The 23231-nt window shown below is 52.0% G+C and carries 18 protein-coding genes; 7 read left to right on the plus strand and 11 right to left on the minus strand.

What is annotated here, in order from left to right:
- The first annotated feature begins 88 nt into the window (after positions 1-88).
- Together BUB27_RS12185 and BUB27_RS12190 are read left to right on the plus strand one after the other, a co-directional pair.
- Positions 89-793, plus strand: a complete 705-nt coding sequence (locus BUB27_RS12185; protein WP_143184119.1) for a hypothetical protein — start codon at positions 89-91, stop codon at positions 791-793.
- Between the two features lie 105 nt (positions 794-898).
- Positions 899-2347 carry a hypothetical protein gene (locus BUB27_RS12190; RefSeq protein WP_143184120.1) on the plus strand — a complete coding sequence of 483 codons (1449 nt, stop codon included), beginning with the start codon at positions 899-901 and terminating at the stop codon, positions 2345-2347.
- Here the strand turns inward: BUB27_RS12190 and BUB27_RS12195 are convergent.
- Positions 2328-2801, minus strand: a complete 474-nt coding sequence (locus BUB27_RS12195) for a transcription elongation factor GreAB (protein ID WP_143184121.1) — start codon at positions 2799-2801, stop codon at positions 2328-2330. The two genes, BUB27_RS12190 and BUB27_RS12195, sit on opposite strands and share 20 nt — an antisense overlap.
- An 83-nt stretch (positions 2802-2884) precedes the next feature.
- On the opposite strand from BUB27_RS12195, the gene BUB27_RS12200 reads away from it, so the two are divergent.
- Positions 2885-3484 carry an SOUL family heme-binding protein gene (locus tag BUB27_RS12200; protein WP_143184122.1) on the plus strand — a complete coding sequence of 200 codons (600 nt, stop codon included), beginning with the start codon at positions 2885-2887 and terminating at the stop codon, positions 3482-3484.
- Between the two features lies 1 nt (position 3485).
- On the opposite strand, the gene BUB27_RS12205 is transcribed toward BUB27_RS12200, so the two are convergent.
- The 4 genes from BUB27_RS12205 to BUB27_RS12220 all read right to left on the minus strand — a co-directional run bounded on the left by BUB27_RS12205 (position 3486) and on the right by BUB27_RS12220 (position 8882).
- A complete protein-coding gene (locus BUB27_RS12205; protein WP_143184123.1) occupies positions 3486-4796 on the minus strand; it encodes a DEAD/DEAH box helicase in 1311 nt (436 codons plus the stop codon).
- Between the two features lie 37 nt (positions 4797-4833).
- Positions 4834-5619, minus strand: a complete 786-nt coding sequence (murI, locus tag BUB27_RS12210; protein ID WP_159434942.1) for a glutamate racemase — start codon at positions 5617-5619, stop codon at positions 4834-4836.
- 546 nt (positions 5620-6165) lie between these two features.
- Positions 6166-7002 (minus strand): endonuclease/exonuclease/phosphatase family protein, encoded by an 837-nt coding sequence (locus BUB27_RS12215; protein ID WP_143184125.1) that lies wholly within the window; start codon positions 7000-7002, stop codon positions 6166-6168.
- Positions 7003-7088: 86 nt separating this feature from the next.
- Positions 7089-8882, minus strand: a complete 1794-nt coding sequence (locus BUB27_RS12220) for a sulfatase family protein (protein WP_143184126.1) — start codon at positions 8880-8882, stop codon at positions 7089-7091.
- Positions 8883-9063: 181 nt separating this feature from the next.
- Here BUB27_RS12220 and BUB27_RS12225 point away from each other — a divergent pair, with 181 nt between their 5' ends.
- Positions 9064-9774, plus strand: a complete 711-nt coding sequence (locus BUB27_RS12225; protein WP_143184127.1) for a PEP-CTERM sorting domain-containing protein — start codon at positions 9064-9066, stop codon at positions 9772-9774.
- A gap of 5 nt (positions 9775-9779) precedes the next feature.
- Here BUB27_RS12225 and BUB27_RS12230 read toward each other — a convergent pair whose 3' ends face one another.
- The 3 genes from BUB27_RS12230 to BUB27_RS12240 all read right to left on the minus strand — a co-directional run bounded on the left by BUB27_RS12230 (position 9780) and on the right by BUB27_RS12240 (position 12275).
- Positions 9780-10286, minus strand: a complete 507-nt coding sequence (locus BUB27_RS12230) for a DNA-deoxyinosine glycosylase (protein WP_143184128.1) — start codon at positions 10284-10286, stop codon at positions 9780-9782.
- A gap of 9 nt (positions 10287-10295) precedes the next feature.
- Positions 10296-11333 carry an agmatine deiminase family protein gene (locus BUB27_RS12235; RefSeq protein ID WP_143184129.1) on the minus strand — a complete coding sequence of 346 codons (1038 nt, stop codon included), beginning with the start codon at positions 11331-11333 and terminating at the stop codon, positions 10296-10298.
- A gap of 66 nt (positions 11334-11399) precedes the next feature.
- Positions 11400-12275, minus strand: coding sequence for a carbon-nitrogen hydrolase (locus BUB27_RS12240; protein ID WP_143184130.1), 876 nt, complete (start codon positions 12273-12275; stop codon positions 11400-11402).
- Between the two features lie 312 nt (positions 12276-12587).
- Here BUB27_RS12240 and BUB27_RS12245 point away from each other — a divergent pair, with 312 nt between their 5' ends.
- Entirely contained in the window at positions 12588-14225 is a 1638-nt protein-coding gene (locus BUB27_RS12245; protein ID WP_159434943.1) for a cell division protein FtsZ, read from the plus strand.
- 84 nt (positions 14226-14309) lie between these two features.
- Here the strand turns inward: BUB27_RS12245 and BUB27_RS12250 are convergent, their stop codons facing one another.
- The gene (locus BUB27_RS12250) at positions 14310-14801 is read right to left on the minus strand and encodes a redoxin domain-containing protein (RefSeq protein WP_143184132.1); all 492 of its coding nucleotides are present in this window, start codon (positions 14799-14801) and stop codon (positions 14310-14312) included.
- Positions 14802-14977: 176 nt separating this feature from the next.
- On the opposite strand from BUB27_RS12250, the gene BUB27_RS12255 reads away from it, so the two are divergent.
- The gene (locus tag BUB27_RS12255) at positions 14978-16510 is read left to right on the plus strand and encodes a pyridoxal-phosphate dependent enzyme (RefSeq protein WP_143184133.1); all 1533 of its coding nucleotides are present in this window, start codon (positions 14978-14980) and stop codon (positions 16508-16510) included.
- 482 nt (positions 16511-16992) lie between these two features.
- On the opposite strand, the gene BUB27_RS12260 is transcribed toward BUB27_RS12255, so the two are convergent.
- The gene (locus BUB27_RS12260) at positions 16993-21084 is read right to left on the minus strand and encodes a PVC-type heme-binding CxxCH protein (protein ID WP_143184134.1); all 4092 of its coding nucleotides are present in this window, start codon (positions 21082-21084) and stop codon (positions 16993-16995) included.
- Between the two features lie 4 nt (positions 21085-21088).
- Positions 21089-21907, minus strand: a complete 819-nt coding sequence (locus BUB27_RS12265) for a protein-disulfide reductase DsbD domain-containing protein (RefSeq protein ID WP_159434944.1) — start codon at positions 21905-21907, stop codon at positions 21089-21091.
- 403 nt (positions 21908-22310) lie between these two features.
- On the opposite strand from BUB27_RS12265, the gene BUB27_RS12270 reads away from it, so the two are divergent.
- Positions 22311-23201 carry a PEP-CTERM sorting domain-containing protein gene (locus BUB27_RS12270; protein WP_143184136.1) on the plus strand — a complete coding sequence of 297 codons (891 nt, stop codon included), beginning with the start codon at positions 22311-22313 and terminating at the stop codon, positions 23199-23201.
- The last annotated feature ends 30 nt before the right edge of the window (positions 23202-23231 follow it).

The following is a 23231-nucleotide window of genomic DNA, read 5'->3' on the forward strand; positions in this document are numbered from 1 at the left end:
GACTGAGAGGTGGTTTTTTCTCTCTTGCGTTCCAAGTCGTTGTGCTTAGTGTGCGGACATCCCCACAAATTCAAGAAGCTTTATGATTATGTTCAGAAAAACGTGGCTTGTGTGTATGGCCCTTGTTGCCGGATTAACAAGTGGACTCACAGCCGGAGAGATACCAGAAGTCTTTAAACCATACTTTGAGGAGGGTAAGCCTGTGCGGGCGGAAATCGTCACGGTTGCGCCGCCAAAAGAGTTTGAAGGTTTTATCCAGAAGCTGGGGGAAGCTGCACAGAAGGATCCAGAGTGGTTCAAAGAGCATTCCAAGAAGACTCCTGCGGGCTCACCTATTCCTGTATACGATACGCAGCTCGGCATGACCGAGGATGAGTATAATAACTATGTAAAGCTTTGGGATCAGCGTAAAGTGGTCAAGCAGGCAGACGTCGCGCTCATGCTGACCAAAGAGAGTGATAATGTCTGGAAGATCAATGGCTCAGGTCCTGCGAGCAATCTTACCTTGCTGCGCTATCAGGTGGACAAAGATGCTTTTACTTCTACTAATGGCGAGCTCAAGCGAATTGCCGATATTGCGGCTCCTGCACACAGTATGTTTGGTGCGTGGAATGGTAAGGAGTGGCGCTATCTGAGTGAAAATAGCCTCGGGAAAATCAAAGAAAACATCGCCCTCGGTATGACCGGAGATAAGAAGTATGGAATGCTTGTCTATCGTCTGCAGGAAGTGACTGCAGCTGGCCGCCCATTGCTGGACCGCAGCATGGTCATCAGGTTCTTGCCTGTGAAATAATTTCTTATGCTGGGAAGCCTATCCAGACTATTGAATTTTATCCTCAGGCGGCGCTGGTTGCGTCGCCTGATTTGTGTATTGGTATTGGGTCCATTTGTACTCTTCTTGTTATCCAATATCCTTCTTAACAGTCAGTGGGGGCGAGACAAGATAGCCAGTAAGCTAGAACAGCGTACCGGCTATGCTTGGAAGATTGAGACGGCCAACTGGACTCCAGACGGTAAAGTTCATGTCTACGATGCTGTAGCAGACCTAGACGGTGGCATCATGCGCGTGGCCCAGGTTGATATCACCCCGAATGTTTACGAAGTCGTGGACGGGAGGTTGGTGTTTGAGGAGCTGAGTATTCGCCAGCCTGAGCTAGATGTGAGTGTGCAGTGGCTCAGAGAGCAGGTGGGGAAGAGAGCCAGAGATACATCTTCTGTGAAACCGCAGGAGAATGTTGAACCTCGACTACCTATGCAGCCCAGACCACCTGTGGTCGTAGCTCCGCCAGTCAAACCTACGCCTGCAGACAAAGAGGGAGCTGATCAGCGAGAGGCTGGCAAAGTGGTGCCTCCTGCCCAGCCGTCACAGAAACCAGAGGGCAAGCCTAAGTCTGTGAGAGTGCAGCCAACACCGATAATCAGAGTCTTTCCCGAGGCTTGGGTCGTCGTGGAAGGAGCTAAAATTACCCTGCGTGATGGAGAGAAAGTGCTGCTAGAGAGTGGTCCTATCAATGCCAAGATCCCGCTAGGTGGTGATGGAAAGCAAGGTTTTGTGCGCTGTGAAATGGCGAAGCTATTTGATAGGGACTATCAGGCAAAGATAGATGTCCCGCTGGTCTGGAAGAAAGATCGCATGGTCATCAATGGAGAAGATCTGATTTTCTTGGGTGTCCACTGTCGGTCGCAAGCTGAGATTAAAAGAGTGGGGAAAGAATTCGTCATGATGATGAAGCTGGTGATACCTGATCAAGAATGGACTTATGATGAGGAGTTAGAGGGAGTTCATTTTACAGGCAATGCGAAGCACCTGGCCGGAACTGCGATTTTAGAGGGAAGGTTGTTAAAGCCTGTGCAGTGGCGCGGGCTATGTAAAATCATTGCCAGGGAAACGGAGCTTCAGGAGCATCACCGCAATAGTGTGGCGCATTTCGATCATTTGTTGCTGGAGTCGGCTCTGATGCATGGAAGGCTTCAGATATACCAGCTGGAGGCAGTTAGTGATGAAGTGGCACTACTGGGTAATGGAGTTTTACAGATGGATGGCTATATGTATGGGGTCATGCGCCTGCTCACCTCTCCGGGCAAGGCTGCTTGGGTAGATAGTCTAAGTGAGGGGGCTAAGCTATTTCCGAATAAGCACTATGGTGTGATGACTTGGTTCCAGAACCGCGACCGCAAGCATGTAGACGTCCAGGTGGACGGAATGCTATGGCAACCACTGGTGAGAATTGAAAATATCTGTGAGTGGGAGCCTCTGATGCCACGTATTAAGCGTCTCGTGGATTTTGTCCATGACGAACACCTTGAGGATCTGGGACCTAAGATTTCTACCAAATCTCAGAAATAAACCCGTTACCTATTTTGGGTACGTCGGCAAATGCTCCCACCTCTAAACCGAGTAGTTCAGAAGCAATGGGTGAGCTGGGGGTGATCACGGTAAAATCGATGCCGTGGTATTGTACGGATTGTCCGCCGCCCGCTGGTAGGATGAAGTAGGCATATTCTTCCTCGTCAGTGCTGAAGAGCACCAAAGCACCGGCTTGGACTGGCTGGTCCTCCATGTCTCCGATCTGGAGCTGGCCGAGTTTCGTGATTTGCTCGTTGAGAAGTCCAAGCTGCTCAGCCTGAGCCTCAGCTAGGTAAGAGGCTTCTAGTCCGCGAGTGTCGTACTTGCCTTCCTGCTTACTCTCAGCATCAGTAGAGCTGGAGTGAGTCTCTGCGGCAGCACGGTATAGGGCCTCTCGATCCTTTTCCAGGGTCTTGAGGATCTGGTCGACAAGTTGTTGTTTGGTCTCGCTCATCGGAATAGTCCCGCTGGTATAGACAGCTGGAGAATAATGGTCAATCAGTTGATTTTGATCAGAATGGGTTTATCTGTGAGAATATGAAACGTGTCACGAAATGGATTGTGTCTGGCATGGGCCTGCTTGGTCTAACCCTTTTTGCTACCATGACTGCGAGTGCCATAGAAAAGCCCGAGTTTGAACAGCTTGTCAAAGACGGGAAAATGGAAGTGAGGAAGTATGCCAAGATCCACATCGTCTCCACGTCGATGGAGCAGGAGGGGCAGAGGAACTCAGCCTTTCGCAAGCTGGCCAATTATATCGGCAAAGGAAACGAGAAACAGCAGAAGATCAAAATGACGGCTCCCGTTATCGTCGATCACTCGCAGAAGAAAGACAAAGCTGATGGAGCAAAAGTGACGATGAGTTTCGTAGTTCCCAAGAAAGTGGTCGAAGCCGGTATACCAGAGCCTACAGATCCAGACGTGAAGCTCTCAGTCATTGAAGGCGGAAAGTATGCGGTCACCAGCTTCATGAACTCCAATTCTGAAAAGGCCCGTCAAGAAGCCATCACAGAGTTACGCGCATGGATCAAGGAGAAGGGATACAAAGAGAAGGGAGAACCCAGCTTTGCTTTCTACAATCCACCTTGGATTCCCCAAGCTCTTCGGACCAATGAGGTCTGGATCGAAATTGATTAGTCTAACGCTTTTTTCTGCGGGGAGCTGATTTCTTGGCTGCAGGCTTACGGCGGCCGGGCTTGGCTTTACCTCCACGCTGCTGTGGCTTGTTTTTCTGGGAGAACTTGGAGGGGCCGAAGTAGTCTTTCTTTTCCTTCTTCTCAGGCTTGCGGGCGGGTGCTTCCTCTTGGATCGGCTCCTTGTCGTAGGCGAAGCCCGGTGCTTTCTTACGTGGGAGGGTGACACGGATGAGCTTTTCGAGTTTGCGCAGGGCAAGCTGGTTGGCGGGGGTGGTGAATGTGATTGCCTCTCCCTCGGCCTCGGCACGGCCAGTGCGCCCGATACGGTGGATGTAGTCCTCGGAATGTTCAGGGAAATCGTAGTTGATCACGTGGGTTACACCCTCGATATCGATACCGCGAGCGGCTACGTCGGTGGCTACGAGAACACGAATCTTGCCTTCTTTGAAGTCACGGAGGGCCTTGCGTCGCTGACCTTGCTTCTTGTCCCCGTGGATCGCCTCGGCAGAGATCTTGGCGGCACGCAGTGCAGTAGCCAGCTCTTCACAGCCCTCGCGGGTGCGGGCGAAGACCATGACGGCGTAGAAGTGGTGGGAGCTTTCCAGCAGGTGCGCTAGCAATTCGAATTTCTGGTGCTCGAAGACTTCGTAAATGGACTGGGTGATAGTTTCCGCAGGGTTGGCACGGCGGTCTACTTCCACCAGTGAGGGGGAGTTGAGGAACTCCTTGGTCAGTGCCTCGATCTGCGGGGAGAAGGTGGCGGAGAAGAGAAGCGTCTGGCGGGACTTCGGCAGGCGCTTGCAGATGGTGCGGATGTCCGGGATGAAGCCCATGTCTAGCATGCGGTCTGCTTCGTCTAGAACGAGAGCTTCAATCTGAGAAAAGTTTCCATGGCCTGACTCGGTGAGGTCCAGCAGACGGCCAGGGGTGGCGATGATAATATCCACGCCGGAGTTCAGCTTTTCAATCTGTCCCTTATCGCTGATTCCTCCGTGGATGGCTGCGGTGCGGAGATTGGTGTACTTCGCGTAAGCGCGGACGTTGTCGTGGATCTGGGAGACTAATTCGCGGGTAGGGGCGATGATGAGTACGCGGGTACAGCGCTCTTCTTTGGCCTCGGTACGTTCTACGAGATTGGAAAGTAGTGGAAGGGTGAAGGCGGCAGTCTTACCCGTGCCTGTCTGTGCAATGCCGATCACGTCTGCTCCTTTGAGAACGCGAGGGATGGCGCGCTCCTGGATAGGAGTAGGCTTGCTGTAGCCGGTGTCGGCGACTGCTTTCTGAATGCGCTCGTGAAGTAGATTGAAGGACATGGGATCGTGAACCGTTGATAGTTTTTGGTGAATGGGATCAGAGCTCTAGCTTGGAAAGTGTAGCTACTGTGCCGGGGCAGAGTTTAGGAAAAAGTGCTTCCAAGGTCTCCAGTGGACCCGTTGTCTGGATGTGGAGGCTTGGAGCAGCTTCTGTCTCGGCAGATGGTACCAGACTTTGGGTGCGTTTGGCTACCGCTTGGCCTGTGTCGATGATATTGAGGTGATTGCCAACTATTTTCTGAATCGTTTCGCGCAGAAATGGGTAGTGAGTGCAGCCTAGAACGAGGGTGTCCGCCCCGGCTTCGACCATCGGCATAGCGTATTGCCTGACGGCTTCTTCCGCCTCAGGTCCCTCTAAAGTGCCGTTCTCAACCAGCGTGACAAAGTCCGGACAGGGCTGGGTGATGACTTTTACCTTAAGGGGGGCCGCATGTGTCTCTAGTAAATGATGGAATTTTTCCCCGGCGATGGAGGCTTCCGTGGCGAGGATGCCGATGGTGCCTGTCTTGGTAAGCAGGGCAGCAGGCTTGACCGCTGGCTCCATACCCACGAAGGGGATCGGGTAGCGGGCGCGCAGGGCCTCCACAGCATTGATGGTGGCAGAGTTGCAGGCGACCACGATGATGTTTGCACCCTTGGCAATCAACTCATCCGTCAGTTGAAACACCCTCTGCTGAATCAATCCCGCTGGCTTGCTGCCATAGGGGCACCAGGCGGAATCGCCGATGTAGCGGATGGAATGTTCCGGCAAGAGCTTCTGGACCTCCAGCAGCACCGATAGCCCTCCCACACCAGAATCCAGCATTCCGATACAAGGTTCCACAGAATCTGATGATGTAGGCCGCTCACTCATAAATCGCTGCCCGAGTCATAGCCATAGAGAATGCAGAGGGAAAGCGTATTATCGGATGCTAGGTAAAGCTAATCTTAGTGATTCAGAGGCTACTGTACTGCGATTCTGACTCGATGAGATGGGAAAGCAGCTTCCATAGCTCCGACATAAAATATACAAATCAGTATGGTGGTCAGGACAACGCCGAGAGCAATTTGTAGTCGAGAGTTTGCGTAATATCCATTTTGGTGAGTGTTGACCGATAAATAAACAATCCACCCTGCCGGGAGTAACAAAAGAATTAGACCCCAGTGGTGTAGGAATATGGGCAAATTATTCCAACGATACATGTTGGGATCATCTGTATAACCGGATAATTTCATGAATCCGGAGACGACAAGCGATCCGCCCAAGATCACACCCATTTGGAGTGCGATAATTGGGGAAATGGGGTTTTTACAGAAATGCCAGTCCATAGCATCGGCATTTCTATCTCAAGTTAGCATGAGGCTACAAGTTAATAGCTTCTGCTTGAGGCTATCGACTAAACCTACTCTCTACCGGATAATGGTCCGAGGCTTTATCTAACACCTCATTGATGTGGATGGTGGCGGAGGTGGACTTTTGGGCGAGGTTTTGGCTGGCGAAGATGAAGTCGATGCGGCAGTGCTTGGCTTTGACTTCTTCCAGGTTCTTGGCCCATTTGGGGATGATGAAGGGGGAGGGGAAAGAAACCTTTGCAGCGGGGGAGTGTTTGTGGACCAGGTCGACGAAGCCTTTGGATTCAACTTTATTGGTGTAGTCGAACGAGAAGTCTTTCAGGCCTTGTTTGGCAATGAATTCAGCGTCGTGCTTGGAGTCAGCATTGAAGTCACCTAGGATGATGACCCGCTCCTTTTTCTGGATGAGAGGCTCTACTTTGGCGAGGATGCGGTCAAGATCCTGTGGCTTGTTTGGCCAGAGATGGACGACAAAGAAGTGGATGTTGTGCGTCTTGCAGTGGAGAAACCCATGGTGGTAGCCTTGGGCTGCACGCTCGATGACCTCGATCGGTTGATTGGAGGTGAGGCCCATGGGGAAGCCCTTTTCCTTGTTCATGGCTGCGTGGGTGTGCCCCCATTGCTTGGCGTATTCTCCGAGCTGCTTCTCCGTGATTCCATTGAGTTCCTGTAGGGCGAGCACATCCGGAGCCTGTTCCTTCAACCACTGGCTGGCTTTAGGGAGAGTCTTCTTTCCATCGAAGCCGTAGTAAACGTTCCAGTTGAGTACTTTGAGTTGTTGTTCAGCGTGTTCAGCGGCCTGAAGCTGGGGGGCGAGCAGGTAACTGATGGCCAAGAGTATGCACGAGATAGTGGAGAAGGCAGAGGATTTCATGAAATGACTTTACCATGAGTACTAGCACGAAGGGGCCAGCATTTCGCGCAATTTCCGTTTTTGACTGTCACTTTATGAAGAGGTTTTCAGTTCTTCATCAAGCTGTTGAGAATGCGTTTACTGTATGAGTCGGAGAGGTGGGGGCTTTTCTTGGCTTTCAAGCCTTCCAAGGAGGGAAGCGCATACCCTGCGGCTCTGGCATTGGCGAGGATGTTTAGGGCGACTAGCTGAGTAGCTGCATTTATCTCAGGTGCCATTGCAATGTCGACGACTTGCTGAAGGGCCTTACCGCGAGCTGTGGTATCATGCCGTGTCATGATATCCAGTGCTCGAAGACGAACGGTCATATTGGCCGATTGTGTGGCATCGGCTATATGGGCTTTGTTTTGTAAGTAGCTACCTTGGCCGTATGTTAGGACCTGCTGCATCTGCCAGTACTGGATGAGCGGGTGGACTCCCTCAGGTAGGTAGGCAGGGTCTACCATTTTCACCAATTCTGAGAGCGGGTATTTGGTAGGGCTTAAGGCGATGTCGTATCCATTGGTGTTCTCTCCTTCTACTAGATCCAGAAGGTAACTCTCTGGCATGAAGCCCAAATCACGAGTGTCTAGCATATGCTTCATGAGGTGGCCGCGCATTTCCTCAATCACTTTCTGATATTTCTTGTTAGAAGCGAGGTTCACTGTTTCGTGTGGATCAGCTTCCAGATTGAAAAGCTCTTCTGCAGGGTGAGGCTGCCAGAAGGCTGCTTGAGTAGCATTGAGTTTACCTGCTAGGAAGAGCTCTCTCCAGATGCGAGTGGTATTGGTCTTCAGTTGGAATTCTAATTCCTGACCATGAGGAAGGTGAGGCATGAAGTTGCGGATGTACACGTACTTACCTTTGCGGATGGAGCGGCAGAGATCGTATTTCTCATCCATGCGAGCTTTGAAGCCCATGCTGTGGTTGGGGAAAGTTTTGGTGAAGAAGGAATGACCAGGCATGGTTTCTTGAGCTGGCAAACCTGCAAGTGTGAGCACTGTGGGGGCGAGATCGACAAAACTAACAGGCCGGTCTGAAGTTCCTCCTCGCTGATAAATACCATTGGCTAGATTCTCCCACTTCTTGGGAATATGAACGATCATTGGTACATGGAGACCGGACCAACCTGGATACCGTTTGGAGCGTGGCATGCCGCTGCCGTGGTCGGCATAGAAAAAGACGATCGTGTTTTCTGCTTCGCCAGCTTTCTCTAATTCGTCGAGATGCTTCTGGACAAACTGATCCACCAGAGTCAGGCGGTCATAGTACTGAGCCCAGTCTTTGCGGCTCTTTGGAGTATCGGGGTGATAGGGCGGGATGGGAGCTCCAGCTGAATCATGGTGAGGGTTTTTATTGGCGTTGCGAATCTGACTTTCGTGGGAGACGGTGGTGTTGAAGACGGCGAAAAAGGGTTGTCCGGGTTTGCGGTTTTTCCAGTGTGCTTTAGCCGAAGAATCGTTCCACGGTTTGTTGGGCTGGTAGAGGTTATAGTCTTCTTTTGAATTATTCGTGCAGTAGTAGCCGGCTTCCTTGAGGTAGGAGGGAAAGAGTTGCAGGGAGGTGGGGATGGCGGCTTTGGAGCGCATGTATTCGGCCCCCAGAGAGGTGGGGTACATGCCTGTGATGATGGTCGTGCGTGCTGGTGCGCAGACCGGGGCATTCGAGGATGCTACCGTGTAGAGCAGCGATTTTTTCGCCAGGGCATCAATGTGAGGAGTAGTGGCGTAAGTGTCTCCATAGCAACCTAGGTGAGGGCCATGATCTTCAGCGGTGAGCCAGAGGATATTTGGTTTTTCCTGAGCGTGCGTCACCGCTGTCAGGATGAGTGAGAAAATGAGGTGGAAGAGTTTGCGCTTCATGTTTCTGATGATGAGTAGAGTTACGCTAATAGATTACGCCGAGGAGTGGCTTTGTTTTACGACAAATCACTGGTGCATTTTACGTGGCGAGTTGGTGTCTGGCGGCTGGTTGGGTCTTTCCTAACAATAAATCTGCTACCGAGGTTGACAAGTCGGTGTCAAAGCGGGCAAGGTTGCCGAGATGAAAAAAGTGTCATTTTTCTTTGCGGGCCTCTTATTGGCTTCTCCTTTACAGGCGGCTTTGGTGATGGATATCAAAGGGAGTTCTAAGTCTACTATCATTGAAGTGACTTTGTCTGGTGAGGCTTATGGTTATTATACACCGGAAGCTCCACTTGGTGCTGTGGCCTCGATATTTGGCTTAGGTGTAAATATTCCTGATGAACCAGATGCTATTACCATGAAATCAGGTGATAGATTCGTTTATTCCGGGGAAGAAATGAATTTAAATGCAATCTTCGTTTACTGGGATGAGAGTGAGGAACTTGGGTATGTTGGGGGATTTGATGGGTTGGGAGTGATTGATGGAGGCCCTTCAGGGGGAGATAGTATTTTTATGGAGCTAAGCCATAAACCAGCCCTAGGAGATGGTGATCGTTTTTCCTGGGATGGAACTTTCCATGTGGATCTTGCCGCTTACGGAGAGGATTGGAGCATGTTTAAGGAGGGCTCTTATCAAAGTGTGCCCGGATTCGTGGATATACCATCTGTGGTGAACATCATTGACCTACATCCTGGCCAAGGCCATGCCTATGGGCAAGGAGGTAAGCCAAAGGACACTAGCGCTCTGACAAGTACACTTTTCTATAGTGTTCAAGCTGTGCCAGAACCCGGTACATCAACTTTGCTTGTGTTGACTGCCTTGGGGCTCTGTCTGCGTCGTCGCCGGTAAGTGAACTACAAGGATCCAAGGACTCTCCACTGCTCCAGCTTCGTCTCATAGTTGATGGAGGCATTGGCGGGGCTGGTGGAGGGGAGGCGGACTCTTTGGAGGGTTTGTAGTTCCTCGGGCAAGGTGGGGAGGATGTGGCGAAGGTAGACTTGCTCGGCTTTGGCTCCGTTGAAGTAGACGGTCGTGATCGAGGAGTGGTTGCCGAGAAATTGAGAAAAATTGTTTGGGACGATGGAGGACTCGTCGATATCCGAGTCCAGGCTGCTGTCGCGGGTGCAGGTGTGCAGAACATCCCAGACGGCGAGGTGTTTCAGCTTCAGGCCTTCGCAGCGTTCTTCGTAGGTGAGGCTTTTGGGAATCTCAAGAATCTCTTCCATGAGGTGCCAGAAGAGATTGCGCGGGTGGGCGTAGTATTGCCCGGCGGATAGCGACGCCTTGCCGGGCATGGAGCCAAGCACCAGCTTCCTTGCTGAGAGATCAGCTATCGGCGGGAAGCTGTGGATGCGGGACATTGTTCAGTTTTAAATAATACTAGGCTGCTGCTGCGAGATGCAGTGAATGGCGCCGCCTTCCCATACGATGTCGCGGCAGTCGATGCCGATGACTTCTCTGTTAGGGAAGAGTTCGCGCAGGATACCGAGGGCTGTCTCGTCGTTCTTCTTCTGGTTGAAGACGGGGACGAGGACGGCGTGATTGATGATGAGGAAATTGGCGTAGGATGCCGGGAGCATTTCCAAGCGCCAGTCTTCGGCAACTAATGGATCAGGCATTGGCAGGCGGATGGTCTCCACGCTGCTACCGGAGACGGTACGAAGGTCCTGCAGCATCTCCAGGTTGCGCTGGAGTGTCTGGTAGTTCGGGTCTTTGCTGTTCTTCTCCTCAATGGAAACGATGACGTCCTCGCTGACGAAGCGGGTGAGGTCGTCGATGTGGCCATCAGTGTCATCGCCTTCGATTCCGGAGGGGAGCCAAAAGATCTTTTCCGCGCCGAGGGTGCGGGTGAGTTCTGCTTCTACCTCCTGTTTGGTCCACTCAGGATTTCTGTTAGAATTGAGCGCGACAGCTTCGGTGGTGATGACGAGTCCAGCGCCATTGCCCTCGATGCCGCCGCCTTCCAGGTAGAGCGGGGAGCGGATGTGGTCGGCCTCGGTGGCTGCGGCCATGAGTGATGCGATTTTGTCGTCAAGATCCCAAGGTGGGAACTTGCCGCCCCAGGCATTGAAGTGCCAGTCGATGGCGGTAAGCTTGTTGGTCACCTTATTGATGACGTAGGTGGCTCCGTGGTCGCGGCACCAGACGTCATTGGTCGGGTGATTATAGAGACGGATGTTCTGCATGTCCGCGCCAGCACCAATAAGTTTCTTCTCAATGCCGGCATGGAAATTCTCCGAGGCATTGATGCAGGTGGTCTGGAAGCGGGAGGTGGTGGAGATGATTTCCGCGAAGCGCGTCTGGATAAGCGCAAGCTTGTCTGCAGGCCAGGTATCGGTGCGGTGCGGCCAGGAGAACCAGACGGCGTCTTGCGGTGCCCATTCTGCGGGCCAGTAGTTGCTCTGCATCTACGGTGAATTGTTAATGGTTATTGGTGAGTGGGGAAACTGCGGCTCTGGGGAGCCGATCTTTTATTAGTCGAGGAAGCGCTCGGTGATCGGTGCGTAGGTGTCGATACGGCGGTCGCGGAAGAAGGGCCAGATGCGGCGGTGGTCTTCGAGGGCCTTGAGATCGATGTCGTGGTAGAGGATGGTCTCGTCGTGGACAGAGGCGATATCGACTACCTGTCCATAGTGGTTGGAGACGAAGGACTGACCCCAGAACTCGGTTTCACCTTCGGTGCCGACGCGGTTGATGGCGCAGACGTAGCATCCGTTGGCGACGGCGTGACCGCACATCACGGACTGCCAGGCATTGTGTTGGGCCTCTCCGAGTGTGGTATTGCCACTGGGCAGTTTTTTTTCTTCAGGCAGCCAGCCGATGGCGGTTGGGTAGATGAGAATTTCTGCTCCTTTGAGCGCAGTGATGCGGGCGGCCTCTGGGTACCATTGGTCCCAGCAGATGAGTACGCCGATCTTACCGAAGGCGGTGTGGAAGCACTTGTAGCCGGTATCGCCGGGTGTGAAGTAGAATTTTTCCTCGAAGCCTGGATCCTGCGGGATGTGGGATTTGCGGTAGCTACCGAGGTAGGTGCCGTCTGAGTCCACGACCCAGGCGGTGTTATGGTAAAGGCCGGTAGCGCGCTTCTCGAATCCAGATGCCACGATGACGACGCCGAGCTCCTTGGCGAGTGCCTGATGGGACTCTGTGAGTTCACCCGGGATGGGGTCGGCGAGATCGAAATTGTCCGTATCCTGCGTGATGCAAAAATACTCGGTGGTGAAAAGCTCCTGAGTACAGATGATCTGGGCTCCACCCGCGGCTGCTTTGCGGATGGCTTCCTCGGTTTTCTGGATGTTCACAGCGGGCGCTGGGTCTGCTGTCAGCTGAAGCAATGCGATACGTGGCATGGGGGCAGTGTCGAGCCTCGCAGTCGAAGTTTCAAGCGGATACAGGAAGTGAGTTGATTTTCATTCACTTGGATCAGTGCGGGTAGTTTTCTGGGGGTTCTTAAGTTTTTATTTGTTAGTGAATTGTGTTGTTTTTGAAGTGGTTTGTGGGAACAGAATGGTTGAAATTCCCGGCGGATGGCGCACGTAAAGAAAAGCTAAGCCCTGATGAGTGAAAGGGCGCTGGGCTTTTTTCGTGTTAGATTCGTTATGATCTGGCCAAAAGCCTCGGAAAATAGTAAAGAAAGGTTAAACATTCACCCAGCCACAAAGATGATTGAATATCAACGCGACCAGCAACAGACCATCCCCGATTCTCAGGTTAAAATCATAGGAATTGGAGGTGCTGGAGCCAACATGATCGACCGTGTAGCACTGGACGGAATGGAAGGAGCCGAGCTGCTCGCCCTGAATACCGATTCACGTACCTTGGCGAGTTCCGTGGCAGGCGAAAAGATCCAGCTGGGTAAGAAGCTGACCAAAGGACTTGGTTGTGGTGGTGATCCTGAGCTTGGTCTGCAGGCAGCGCAGGAAGTGGAGACCGAGCTCCGCGACTCACTGCGTGACCGCAAAATGGTATTCGTCTGTGTGGGTCTCGGTGGTGGTACTGGTTCCGGTGCGGCACCCTTGGTCACCCGCGTGGCTCGTGAGATGGGAGCTTTTGTCGTGGTCTTCGCGACAATGCCTTTCGTCTTTGAAGGTCGTCGTCGTCGTGAGCAGGCAGAGACCGCGCTCAACGAACTCTCTGTGATCGCGAATGCGCTAGTCACCTTTGATAACACCCGCATGGGTGAATTGGTCCTCGCTGCCCAGGGTATCCATGATGCCTTTGCAGCAGCCGACCGAATGATTTCTGAAAGTATCCGTGCCGTGACCCGTCTGGTCATTCGTCCGGGTATCATCAATGTGGGGCTGGATGATCTGATGTCCGCTCTCCGCACGACTCGTTCACGTTGTCTCTTTGGTTCCGGTATTGCGCGCGGTGAGAACCGTAGCCAAGCCGCTCTCAAGAATGCACTCAACAGCCCACTATTGGATAAAGGCCGTTTGCTGAGAAATGCCCAGACCGCTCTGGTTCACATCTGTGGCGGTGAAGGGATGACCTTGTTCGAGGTAGAGCTACTCATGCGTGAGTTGACCAAGAACGTTCCTGAAAATGCCCATATTCTCTTCGGTGCCGCCGTGGATGACAGCATGGGAGACAGCTTGAGCGTGACGATCATCAGTTCACTCCCTGAGAGCCAGCTGCATTCTCGTGACGAGGTGCCTGTGATTGAAGTGCATACCTCAAAGCCTGAACCTAAGGAAGAGCCAAAGGCTGCACCGGCTCCTGCTCCAGTGGCTGAGACAGTAACTACGCCGCAGCCGGAACCTGCTCCAGAACCAACACCTGAGCCTGAAGAGGAACCTGAGGTCTTTGGTGCCGACACGATGCGTGTGACGGTGAAGCAAGAGCCAGCTCCCGTCATGGAGGAGCCGGAGCCCCTTCTGGAAGAAGATGAGGAAGATTCCTATGAGGAGGAGAGTGTTACCCTGAGTCTCAATGAAGAGCCTGTAGAAGCTGAAGACGAAGAGGAGGAGGAAGTTTATTTTGAAGAGGAAACAGTAGTCCATGATGAGGTGGAAACCCCAGACTACCAGGATCCTGAAGAAGATGAGGAGGAAGGTGAGTACCCGCATGAGGAGCCAATGCAGGCTAGTCAGGATGTGGTTGCAGATCTGGATTTCTCACAGAAAGCAGATCTCAATCTTGAGCCAGCTCCACATCCAGAGCCGGCCCCCAAACCCAAGGTGCCGCAGGGTGAGTTAGCTCTGGATGGAGGCCCGAGAGGTAAATTTGAGGGTGAGGCGCCCAATCTCTTTGAAGGCGAAGATCTGGATATCCCGCCATTCATGCGCAAGAAGCGTTAGTAGTAGCTTATCCCACTTTAAGATAAAAAAGCTCAATGGAATTTCCATTGAGCTTTTTGTTTTGAACTGTGTTGAAGCCGATGACTAGAGGCCCTTAAGGCACTCTTTGACGGCGGCAAAGTCTGGAAGGTCTTTCGGGTGATCCTGGATATCGATGAGTTGTACAACCCCGGCCTTGTCGATCACAAAGGCGGAACGCTTGGAAACGCCGCCCATGATGAGATTTGCCTCAGGGAGGAACTGCTCATAGGCTACACCGTAAGCTTTGGAAACTGCGTGTTCGTAGTCGCTGAGTAGTGGAAGCTTGATGCCTTCTTTCTGTGCCCAGACTTCCTGTACAAATGGATTGTCTCCAGAGATTGCAAATACCTTGGCGCCCAGGTCGGCGTACTCATTGATGCTGTTGGTGATGTCGCAGAGCTCAGTGGTGCACACGCCTGTGAAGGCCATTGGCACGAAGAGGAGAAGGATGTTGGACTCCCCAATGTGGTCGGAAAGGGTCACTGTTTCTGGACCGTCGGCTGTTTTGGTGACGAGGGTGAAATCCGGGGCTTTATCGCCAATTTTGATAGACATGGTTGTATTCGTATTAGGTTTAGAAAACTGATGGATAACATGCTTCACCTAGCAGAGGAATACAAGGTGAGATTGAAGCATTCTGCCGGGAGGGGCATCTTCAGTAAATCAGGGGGCAAGACGGTATTGAATCTTGACCATGGCGTAGGGGATGGGAGTATTCCGCCTTACAAACCATGGACAAAGAGCAACTTTTTCAAGAGATATTGATGGCTAGGCAGCGTGTGTACGCTGCAGGTAAACCAACGCCCTTGCAGAAGTTGCCAATTATTGGATACGACTGCGAGGTCTGGGCTAAGCGCGAGGACCTAGGGCCGATCAAGGCCTACAAGTGGCGCGGAGCCTACAATGCCGTAGCTTGTCTGACCCCGGAGCAACGCGCCAAGGGGATCGTGGCTGCCTCGGCTGGCAACCATGGCCAGGGCGTAGCCCGTGCAGCCAGAAAGCTGGGCTGCGACTGTATCATTTTCATGCCGCTTTCCACTCCCGAGGTGAAGCAAAACGAGGTGATGCGCCATGGCGGTGATCACGTGCAGATCCGCTTGATCGGTGACAGTTATGATGAGGCAGGTCTCGCTGCGCGTGAGTACTGCGAGGAAGTGGGAGCAGTCTATGTACACCCATACAATGATCTCGCGACTATGGGCGGCCAAGGCACCTTGGCAGATGAAATTGTCATGAGTGGCGAAGGCCCGTTTGATCGAGTCTACATTGCCATCGGTGGAGGTGGTCTGGCTGCGTCTGTAAGCTGCTGGTTGAAGCGCTACTGGCCGGACTGCAAGATCATCGGTGTGGAAGGAAAGGACCAGGCCTCTATGAAGGCCGCTATTGAGGCAGGTAAGCCAGTGGAGCTAGAGTATCTGGATGTCTTCTGTGATGGTACGGCTGTTAGAAAAGTCGGTGAGAATACATTTAAGATTTGTAACGAACTTCTCGATGAGATCGTGACTGTGACCAATGATGAGGTCTGTCACGCCGTGCGTCGCCTCTGGGAAACCGTCCGGGCGATCCCTGAGCCCAGTGGAGCCATGGGTTTGGCTGCGATCACCAAGGACTACGAGTCAGGCAAGATCAAGCCAGGTGAGAAGGTGCTTACGATTGTCTGTGGCGCGAACATGGACTTTGCTCAGCTGGCGAATATCTCGCGCCGTGCGGGTATAGGTTCCAGACATCGCCGTTTCCTTCGCGTGCCGATTCCTGAGGGCAAGGGCTCGCTGGTCGAATTCCTCAAAGAGCTTCCTAAAGATGTCAGTATTGTTGATCTCCAATACGGTCGCACTGATTCAGAGGTGCAGTACCCAGTCCTCGGACTCATTGGTACCAAGGACGACTACGCAGCCATCGATGCGTTGCTAGAGCGCCGTGGTGCCAAGGCGGCTGATGTCTCTACTGAGGAGATCGTGGGCTACCGTATCATCAACTACGATCCAGACCTCTTTACTTACCCGCTCTTCGTAAACGTCGAGTTTCCGGAACGTGCAGGTGCCTTCCTGCAGTTCATGTCGCATGTGAAGGGAATCGCCAGCTTGTGCTACTTCAACTACGAATACTCCGGTGAGCGCGTTGGCCGCGCCCTCGTGGGGATGGAGTTCGACAGCCAAGAGGATCACGACAAGTGCGTGACCATGCTGAAGGAAATGGTCGGCGGAGACATCCGCGACGTGAAACCTGTCAGCGAAGGAACGCTGAAGCGTTTGCTGGGGGAGTGAAACAATTTTAAACTGAACAGAAAAGGTAGCAGGCCAAGAATTTAGACTGTTTAGTGATGAGGTTTACATAAAATATTAGTGGGATTTAAATGGGGCATAGCTACATAGTAGGTGAAGGCCTGGAGTTTCAGGTTAGGGATGCAGTTTGTGAATTTATTTTGGAGAGCTTGTCCCTAATCGATAATTGGCACTCAGCATCAGCCCGTACCATGGTTGTAGGATGGCATGATTCTTGGTCAAATTTTCCTCCAGGATGCAAGGAGTTGGAAGTATGCTTAATGAGTAGAGTAGATCGAGAAGAAGTATGTCTTAAGCTTAAGCAAGATGTGATCCCTAGTTTAATTAAAGGTTCCGAAGCTGAGGATACAGCATGGAAAATGCTAAAACTAATAGAAAGTTGCGGCTAATGGTGTTCATTGAACCAAAAAGAAAAGGCTCAGGGTGTTCCCTGAGCCTTTTTTGTTAGTTTGTGATCTTGTGGTTTACTCTACGATCAGTTCGCCCTTCATGACGGTCCAGTGGCCGGGGAAGGTGCAGACGAATGGGTACTTGCCTGGCTTCTTCGGAGCGATGAAGCGCAGAGTCTGTGAACTGTGCGGTTCTAGCAGGCGTGAGTGGTGGAGGATGCGCTTGTCATCAGGCACGTAGTGCTTCTTGGCGCCATTCGCATCCTTGGCCATGTCATTGGCAGCCATGCCAATTTCTTGGATCGGGGTGCCTTGCTCAAGGATGAGTACGTTGTGCTGGGTGGCGTCCGGGTTATTGAAGATAAACTTCACTGGTGCGCCGGCTTTCACCTTAAGCGTGGATTTATCAAACTGAATGCGTTCTGGCACGCAGCCGAGTTGCACGGTTTGAAGTCCCTTTTGTTTGTCGAAGGCTTTCTCCTCGGCGGTGCGTGTATCCTTAGCTTTCTTCTCCTCTTTGCCGAGACTCTTGAGCTGCTTCGGAGTATCTTGAGTCCAGTAGGGGCGGAGCGCCTTGGATTCAAAGGAAGTCTGAATGGCATAGGTGAGGTGTTTGCCTGCTGGTTGTGCCAGCACTGGCTGGATAGCATCGAAGGCTTCCTGTGTGCCGATGTAGCTTGAGCAGATGACGGCTTCTCGCCGAACGTGCTGAGATGGGTGCTCGGCGCCGTACTTCAGAAGAGCGTTCACTTTTTCAGCTGGCATTTCCTCTGCCCAGAAGCGCAGCGGGCCATAGGCGGCTGCAGCGATGAGGTGGTTGTCTGAATGGATGAGGATGCGGACGAGATCCGACTTTTTCTTACCGATGCCTTGGTATACCCAGAGAGCTTCGAGCAAGGCGTGCTGGTCTTTGCTGTTTCTAACAGTCCAGGTGTTCAGGGCATTGAGGACTTCGTTCTTGTCGCGGGTACGGAGCTCGCGGCGGGCCCAGTTGCGGACGCGGATCTGGCCTGACTTAAGGTGATTGAGCAGCTCGACAACGGTCGCGTCTTCGATCTTGGGAGCATCGGCGAGTGTGGCACCTTTGGGAACGACGCGCCAGATGCGGCCAGCCTTGCGGTCGCGACGTGGATCACGCAGGGAGTACTGGGCGTGACCTTTGACCGGGTTGTACCAGTCACAGATGTACATGGCTCCGCGTGGGCCGAACTTGAGGTCGACTGGGATGAAGGAAAGATTGGTAGAGAAGATGAGGTCGAATTTCTTCTCTTCGGCGAAGTGATCTTCCTTCTCGGTCCAGGTGTGGAACTCGACGTTGTTAGTGGGTTTGTAGCGGTTCTTTACGAAGCCGCCCTGCATTTCCTCAGGCCAGAAGGAGAAGTCCACGAAGTCGTGACCACAGACGCCGGAGTAGGCTTGGATGCCCTGTGGCTTAGGATGGAGCTGAGGGTAGGGGGCGTTGGTGGCGTGGAAAGTGGAGCCGAAGACCGGGTGAGAGGCTACATGGTTGCCCCATTTGTCGAAGGTCACACCCCATGGGTTGGTGTTAAAGTAAGAACCGAAGTCGGTGAGCTTGCGGGTCTTTGGATTATAGAGGAACCAAGATGAGTCTCTAACGCGGATCGGGCCGTATGGTGTTTCGACCTGGGAATGATGGAAGACGGACTCACGGAAGAGGAGGTCTCCGCCTGGTGTCCAAGCGAAGTCATGCAGGGAATGGTGGGAGTCTTCACAGCCGAATCCGGTGTAAATGATTTCACTGGTGTCGGCTTTGTCGTCACCATCGGTGTCCTTCAGGTAGGTGAGGTGTGGCTGTTCGGAGCAGTAGACACCGCCTTCACCATCGAGCACGAAGGAAAGGGGGATGTGCAGGTCGTCAGCAAAGGTGGTGCACTTGTCTGCCTTGCCGTTCTGGTCAGTATCTTCGAGAATGATGATCTTATCAGCAGGCTTTTGGCCTGGGTAGATGTGTGGGTAGGCGGTAGAGCAGGAGACCCAGAGTCGTCCTTTGGCATCCCAACGGATGGAGATCGGGCATGCCAATTCCGGGAAGTCTTTCTCAGAGGCGAAGCAGTTGACCTCGAATCGTGGATCAATCTTGAAAGCTTTGAGTTCGTCCTCAGGGCTCATGAACTCGTTTGCGCCGATGGCGAGCAGGACGTCGTCCATCTTAGGAAGATTAGAGTCGTCCGGTTGGGTAGGTGTGCCTGCGGCAGTGGCGTGAATGGCTTTGAAGCGGTTCTCGACCATCAGGTCAAAGTTGCGCATGGCCGGGAGGAAGTCGAGATAGCCATAGGAGCCGCTGCGACCACCAACGTAGTAGAAGGTATTGAGCGGACGGTAGCGGTAGAAGAACTGGTCGGCTTTGTCGATGACGAGAGCGCGGAGGCCTTCATTGATTGATGGGTCCTCCAGATTGAAGAGGGACTTGAAGGTGTTCTTGGCAAATATGGAGTGGCCGTATTCAGTGAGGCTATTGCCGTCTGAGGTGCGGTTCAGCTTGACTCCCTTGCCTCCTGAATAAGAACTGTCAATGAATGCGATTTTGTTAGAAGTGGCTACCTCCTTCATCGCCTCGGTGTAGAGGGCGATGTTCTTATTGTTCATCTCAGCAGCATTTACCTGCTCAGTATCTTCGTTCGGTGTAGGGGAGAGGAGAACGATCTGTGGTGCAGTCTTGCCGTTGTAGGCGCGTGACTTGAGATGTTTGAGGAATTTGTCGAGGCGCTGCTTGAAGGATTCCAGTCCCTCTTTGCCTGCAAAGGATTCGTTGTAGCCAAAGGCTGCGATGATGACGTCTGTCTTATAGTAGAGTAGATGTTGGTCGAGAGTACCGAAGTTGTCCGGGCGAGGCATGATGTCGATCTCATCGGCTGGCCAAGCAAAGTTACGTACTTCGAGTTCGTGCTTTGGTAAGTGCTGATGGATGAGAGTCTCAAGGTGACCGTAGCGACGTTCATTGTCTAACAACAGGTTTCCGATAAGAGCTATATGGCTCTTTGGGGCGATTTCAAGAGGCAGCTTGGTCTCAATAGGAGCGGTAGCCTTTGGCTTAGGAGATGATTTCTTGTTGATGTAGTACTGGGCCAATTTGGGATCTTTCTTAGCCTTTGGGCCGTCCAGTTTGGTGTACTTGGCGTCTTTCTTCTTGGCCGGCTTTGCCTTTGGTTCAGGCATAATAGGAGACTTGAGGTCCTGTAGGTCGGCTGGCTTCACGTTCTTTACATGGCCGCCCATTTTGAAGGTAGTCGGCTTGTAAGGACCTACGAAGTCGATGTTGGCCTTGGCGTCGATCTTGTCTTCCAGGCCGATTGCCCAGAAAACACCGTTGAGCACGAGGCGACGGTAGTCGGGATCCAGAATGTCTTCGGATGCACCTTGTGTGGAGTGGAAGACGCGAGCTTGCTTGCCATTCTTAGCAGTGTAGTGGCGTGTCCAAGTACAAGGCACTGGCGGTTTCTTGGCATCCAGGGCCGCGTCCTTTTTCATGGAGACCATGGGCTGGGAATTGGCGAGTACGGTGAAGTCATCACCAGCGATGCCATTGTAGCCACCTGCATAGCAGAAGGCACCATCGCCTACACCGCGAAGGATTGGGTGTTTCTTTTGCTCAGGAATGAGTTGAATGCGGGTGCCTTGCTTGTGGTTTCTTCCGTAGTGGCCCACCCAGGTGTTTCCAAGGATCTGGTGACCGAAGCCTTTCTCATAATCTTTGCCAGCGTACTTGAAGTCGAAGCGGGAGAATTTTTTGCCCTTGGGAATTTTAAAGGCGTGGGACGAAGTGCGCAGGCCGACCACTGGACCTCCGCGATCCAGATAGTCTACAATGTGCTGCATCTGGTCATCTGGAAGATCAAGAAAGCGGGTAAAGATCACCATCAGGTCTGCCTCCTTAAGAGCTTCCAGCCCTTTGATATTGGAGGCTCCTGCTTCAATGTTGCCATTTTTATCGACTCCAAACAGGACGGTGGTTTTGAAACCCTGGCGTTCTGCAAGAATGCGGGCCAGAGCTGGGCAAGTCTGCTCGGCGCGGTACTCATGGTCTGAGGCTACAAAGACGATGTGCTTGCCCTTGCCGGGGCCCGACTTTCCATCGTAGCTGATTTGAGCGTGCAGGATTAGGGGGCAGAGTAGGAAGAGGAGTAAGAGGAGTAAGATTGATTTCATAGAATTACTGTGAGTGCAAATTTTTGTACACTGGGCAGATACTTACATACTGATTGTCGGCTTTCAGGATTAACGGGAGATTTGTGCTTTTTGCGTCATCGAGCTCTGAGCGCGGAACTGTGACGATGATGCTGCCATCTTCTTGATACGTGATCAGCTGCTTCTTGTCTGAGCTGATCTGACCGTCTTCAGAAAATAAGTAGATGTTCTTAGGCTTGGTGTTTCTTGGAGGTCTGATTAACACTTTGATTTGAGGAGCGCCGATTTTGCTGAGGACGGAAGCTTTCCAGAGGGGATTAGCTTTGGGAATTTGCTGCCGGGCTTGTTCAATGAGCTTGAGGTGGACTGGGGATGCTACGGGGGTGTCGGAGACCTGAAGTGGTAACTTGAGGGTTTCCGTGCCCGGAAAACATTCTTTGGCGCAGCACATCCACGAGGCAAAGGCCTCTACAGAAATACTGTCAGTGGAGATGGTCTTCGGTGGATTTAAGGTAACCAGGAGTGTGACATCGCGCTCGTAACCGTGGCAGGAGTACTCAGCCATGAAGCTCTTCTCAGGATAGGGCCATTGAATCTCTGAAACTGAAAAACCATCCGGAAGTTTCCATTCCAGTTGGGTAGGCATGCCTACGATACCCGGACTCTTCCAGTAGGTGTGAAAGCCCGGCTTGTGCTTGAGGTGGACCCCCAGAGTCACCGGCTTTCCTGGAGTGATGGTCTTGCTCTCTGCGATCAGAGAGATTTCCAAGCCATCATGCTCACCAGCCATCAGTATACTTGGCAGGAGGGTGGAGATTAGTAGACAAAAGTGCGTGAGCTTCATTTTTAACAGTCTGTTTAACTTAGCGTGCATCTGACTATACGATACATGACAAATTCCAGGAACATTTCAGCAAGTCTTGGTAACTTTAGGATGCATCGGAAAATCAAGTAGTTATGGTTTGATTTATACTTAAGTTAATTATTTACAACGCTTTGATGTCTGTTCTTGAGGGAGTATTAGAACAAGAGTGTGCAAGCTCCAGTCCACTAGTTAAAAAGCTTTTCATGAACGGATTATTAGAATTTGTTCATGTATTAGGATCAGTGAGTTATCATGTTTTTTGGATAGTGGTGATATTTTGAACAATGTCTTGACGAGGGCCTCATTTTTAGAGAAACGAAGTGACCCCGATAACTTGGCGAGAGTTAGCAAAACTGCCTCAAACCTTTATCCTCCCGAAGAAATGAAATTAAGAAACTTGTGTATAGGTACAGCTCTCGTGCTGGCCTCTAGTAGTGTGTCCTACGCAGCAGTCAGCATCGCGTCTGACTCCTTAAATAGTTCTTGGACTCAGATGACCTATGCTGGTCTTGGTGAATATGATTACATTCAAGATGAGCAGGCGACAAATTCCGAGTCTGATATCGTAGGTAATACCAACAACTCCTCCTTCTATACCTTTTACGATACTAATGGTACTCTCCCTACCAATGATGATGTAATCGGCTATCGTGTGCGAGTTGCTGGTGATAAGAAGAGTGATGGTCAGTTCGGCCAGGTGGTATTCGTAGGTATGGATCTCGATGGAGATTTTGCCCTCGATGTCTTTGCCGGTGTGTCCTTTTCGGGATCTACCGAAATCATCGGTTTGTTTGAGGCAGGTAATGACCTGAACAACTCACCGAGTACGACCTCCATCAGCGGCATCAGCTCCACGTATCAGAATCCTGCGGTAGACGGTGATAACTTCAGCTTCAGAGCGGTTACCGTTGCAGATGGTGGTACGACAACCGATGTTGATGCAGGTAATCCTGGGAAGGCATCAGGAACTGATTTCTACATCAGCTTCTCCATGCCCTACAGTGATCTGGCCGGCTTCGCAGCAGACAAAGGCATCGCCTTTGGTCCGGATACTCCAATCAGCTACGTATTGGCTACAGCCACTCAGGACAACAGCTTGAACCAGGACTTCAATGGTCTGCCAAAGAACTTCGATGGCACCACAACTTGGGAAGAGCACGGTGTTCTCACTGAGCCAAAGACCGTAACAGGTGCATCCGTACCTGAACCAAGCTCTGTGTTTCTCACAGGTTTGGCTGGACTTGCTTTCCTGTTCAGACGCTCCCGTAAATAATATTTTTAGATACTAGAAATCACGTTTTTT

This window comes from Rubritalea squalenifaciens DSM 18772, assembly GCF_900141815.1.
In the GTDB taxonomy this organism is placed as follows: domain Bacteria; phylum Verrucomicrobiota; class Verrucomicrobiia; order Verrucomicrobiales; family Akkermansiaceae; genus Rubritalea; species Rubritalea squalenifaciens.

What these genes read in the sequence shown, in the direction of transcription:
- BUB27_RS12185 (WP_143184119.1), top strand. Translation starts at nt 89, where the DNA reads ATGTTCAGAAAAACGTGGCTTGTGTGTATGGCCCTTGTTGCCGGATTA.
- BUB27_RS12195 (WP_143184121.1), bottom strand. Translation starts at nt 2,801, where the DNA reads ATGAGCGAGACCAAACAACAACTTGTCGACCAGATCCTCAAGACCCTG.
- BUB27_RS12200 (WP_143184122.1), top strand. Translation starts at nt 2,885, where the DNA reads ATGAAACGTGTCACGAAATGGATTGTGTCTGGCATGGGCCTGCTTGGT.
- BUB27_RS12205 (WP_143184123.1), bottom strand. Translation starts at nt 4,796, where the DNA reads ATGTCCTTCAATCTACTTCACGAGCGCATTCAGAAAGCAGTCGCCGAC.
- BUB27_RS12215 (WP_143184125.1), bottom strand. Translation starts at nt 7,002, where the DNA reads ATGAAATCCTCTGCCTTCTCCACTATCTCGTGCATACTCTTGGCCATC.
- BUB27_RS12220 (WP_143184126.1), bottom strand. Translation starts at nt 8,882, where the DNA reads ATGAAGCGCAAACTCTTCCACCTCATTTTCTCACTCATCCTGACAGCG.
- BUB27_RS12225 (WP_143184127.1), top strand. Translation starts at nt 9,064, where the DNA reads ATGAAAAAAGTGTCATTTTTCTTTGCGGGCCTCTTATTGGCTTCTCCT.
- BUB27_RS12230 (WP_143184128.1), bottom strand. Translation starts at nt 10,286, where the DNA reads ATGTCCCGCATCCACAGCTTCCCGCCGATAGCTGATCTCTCAGCAAGG.
- BUB27_RS12235 (WP_143184129.1), bottom strand. Translation starts at nt 11,333, where the DNA reads ATGCAGAGCAACTACTGGCCCGCAGAATGGGCACCGCAAGACGCCGTC.
- BUB27_RS12240 (WP_143184130.1), bottom strand. Translation starts at nt 12,275, where the DNA reads ATGCCACGTATCGCATTGCTTCAGCTGACAGCAGACCCAGCGCCCGCT.
- BUB27_RS12245 (WP_159434943.1), top strand. Translation starts at nt 12,588, where the DNA reads ATGATTGAATATCAACGCGACCAGCAACAGACCATCCCCGATTCTCAG.
- BUB27_RS12250 (WP_143184132.1), bottom strand. Translation starts at nt 14,801, where the DNA reads ATGTCTATCAAAATTGGCGATAAAGCCCCGGATTTCACCCTCGTCACC.
- BUB27_RS12255 (WP_143184133.1), top strand. Translation starts at nt 14,978, where the DNA reads ATGGACAAAGAGCAACTTTTTCAAGAGATATTGATGGCTAGGCAGCGT.
- BUB27_RS12260 (WP_143184134.1), bottom strand. Translation starts at nt 21,084, where the DNA reads ATGAAATCAATCTTACTCCTCTTACTCCTCTTCCTACTCTGCCCCCTA.
- BUB27_RS12265 (WP_159434944.1), bottom strand. Translation starts at nt 21,907, where the DNA reads ATGAAGCTCACGCACTTTTGTCTACTAATCTCCACCCTCCTGCCAAGT.
- BUB27_RS12270 (WP_143184136.1), top strand. Translation starts at nt 22,311, where the DNA reads ATGAAATTAAGAAACTTGTGTATAGGTACAGCTCTCGTGCTGGCCTCT.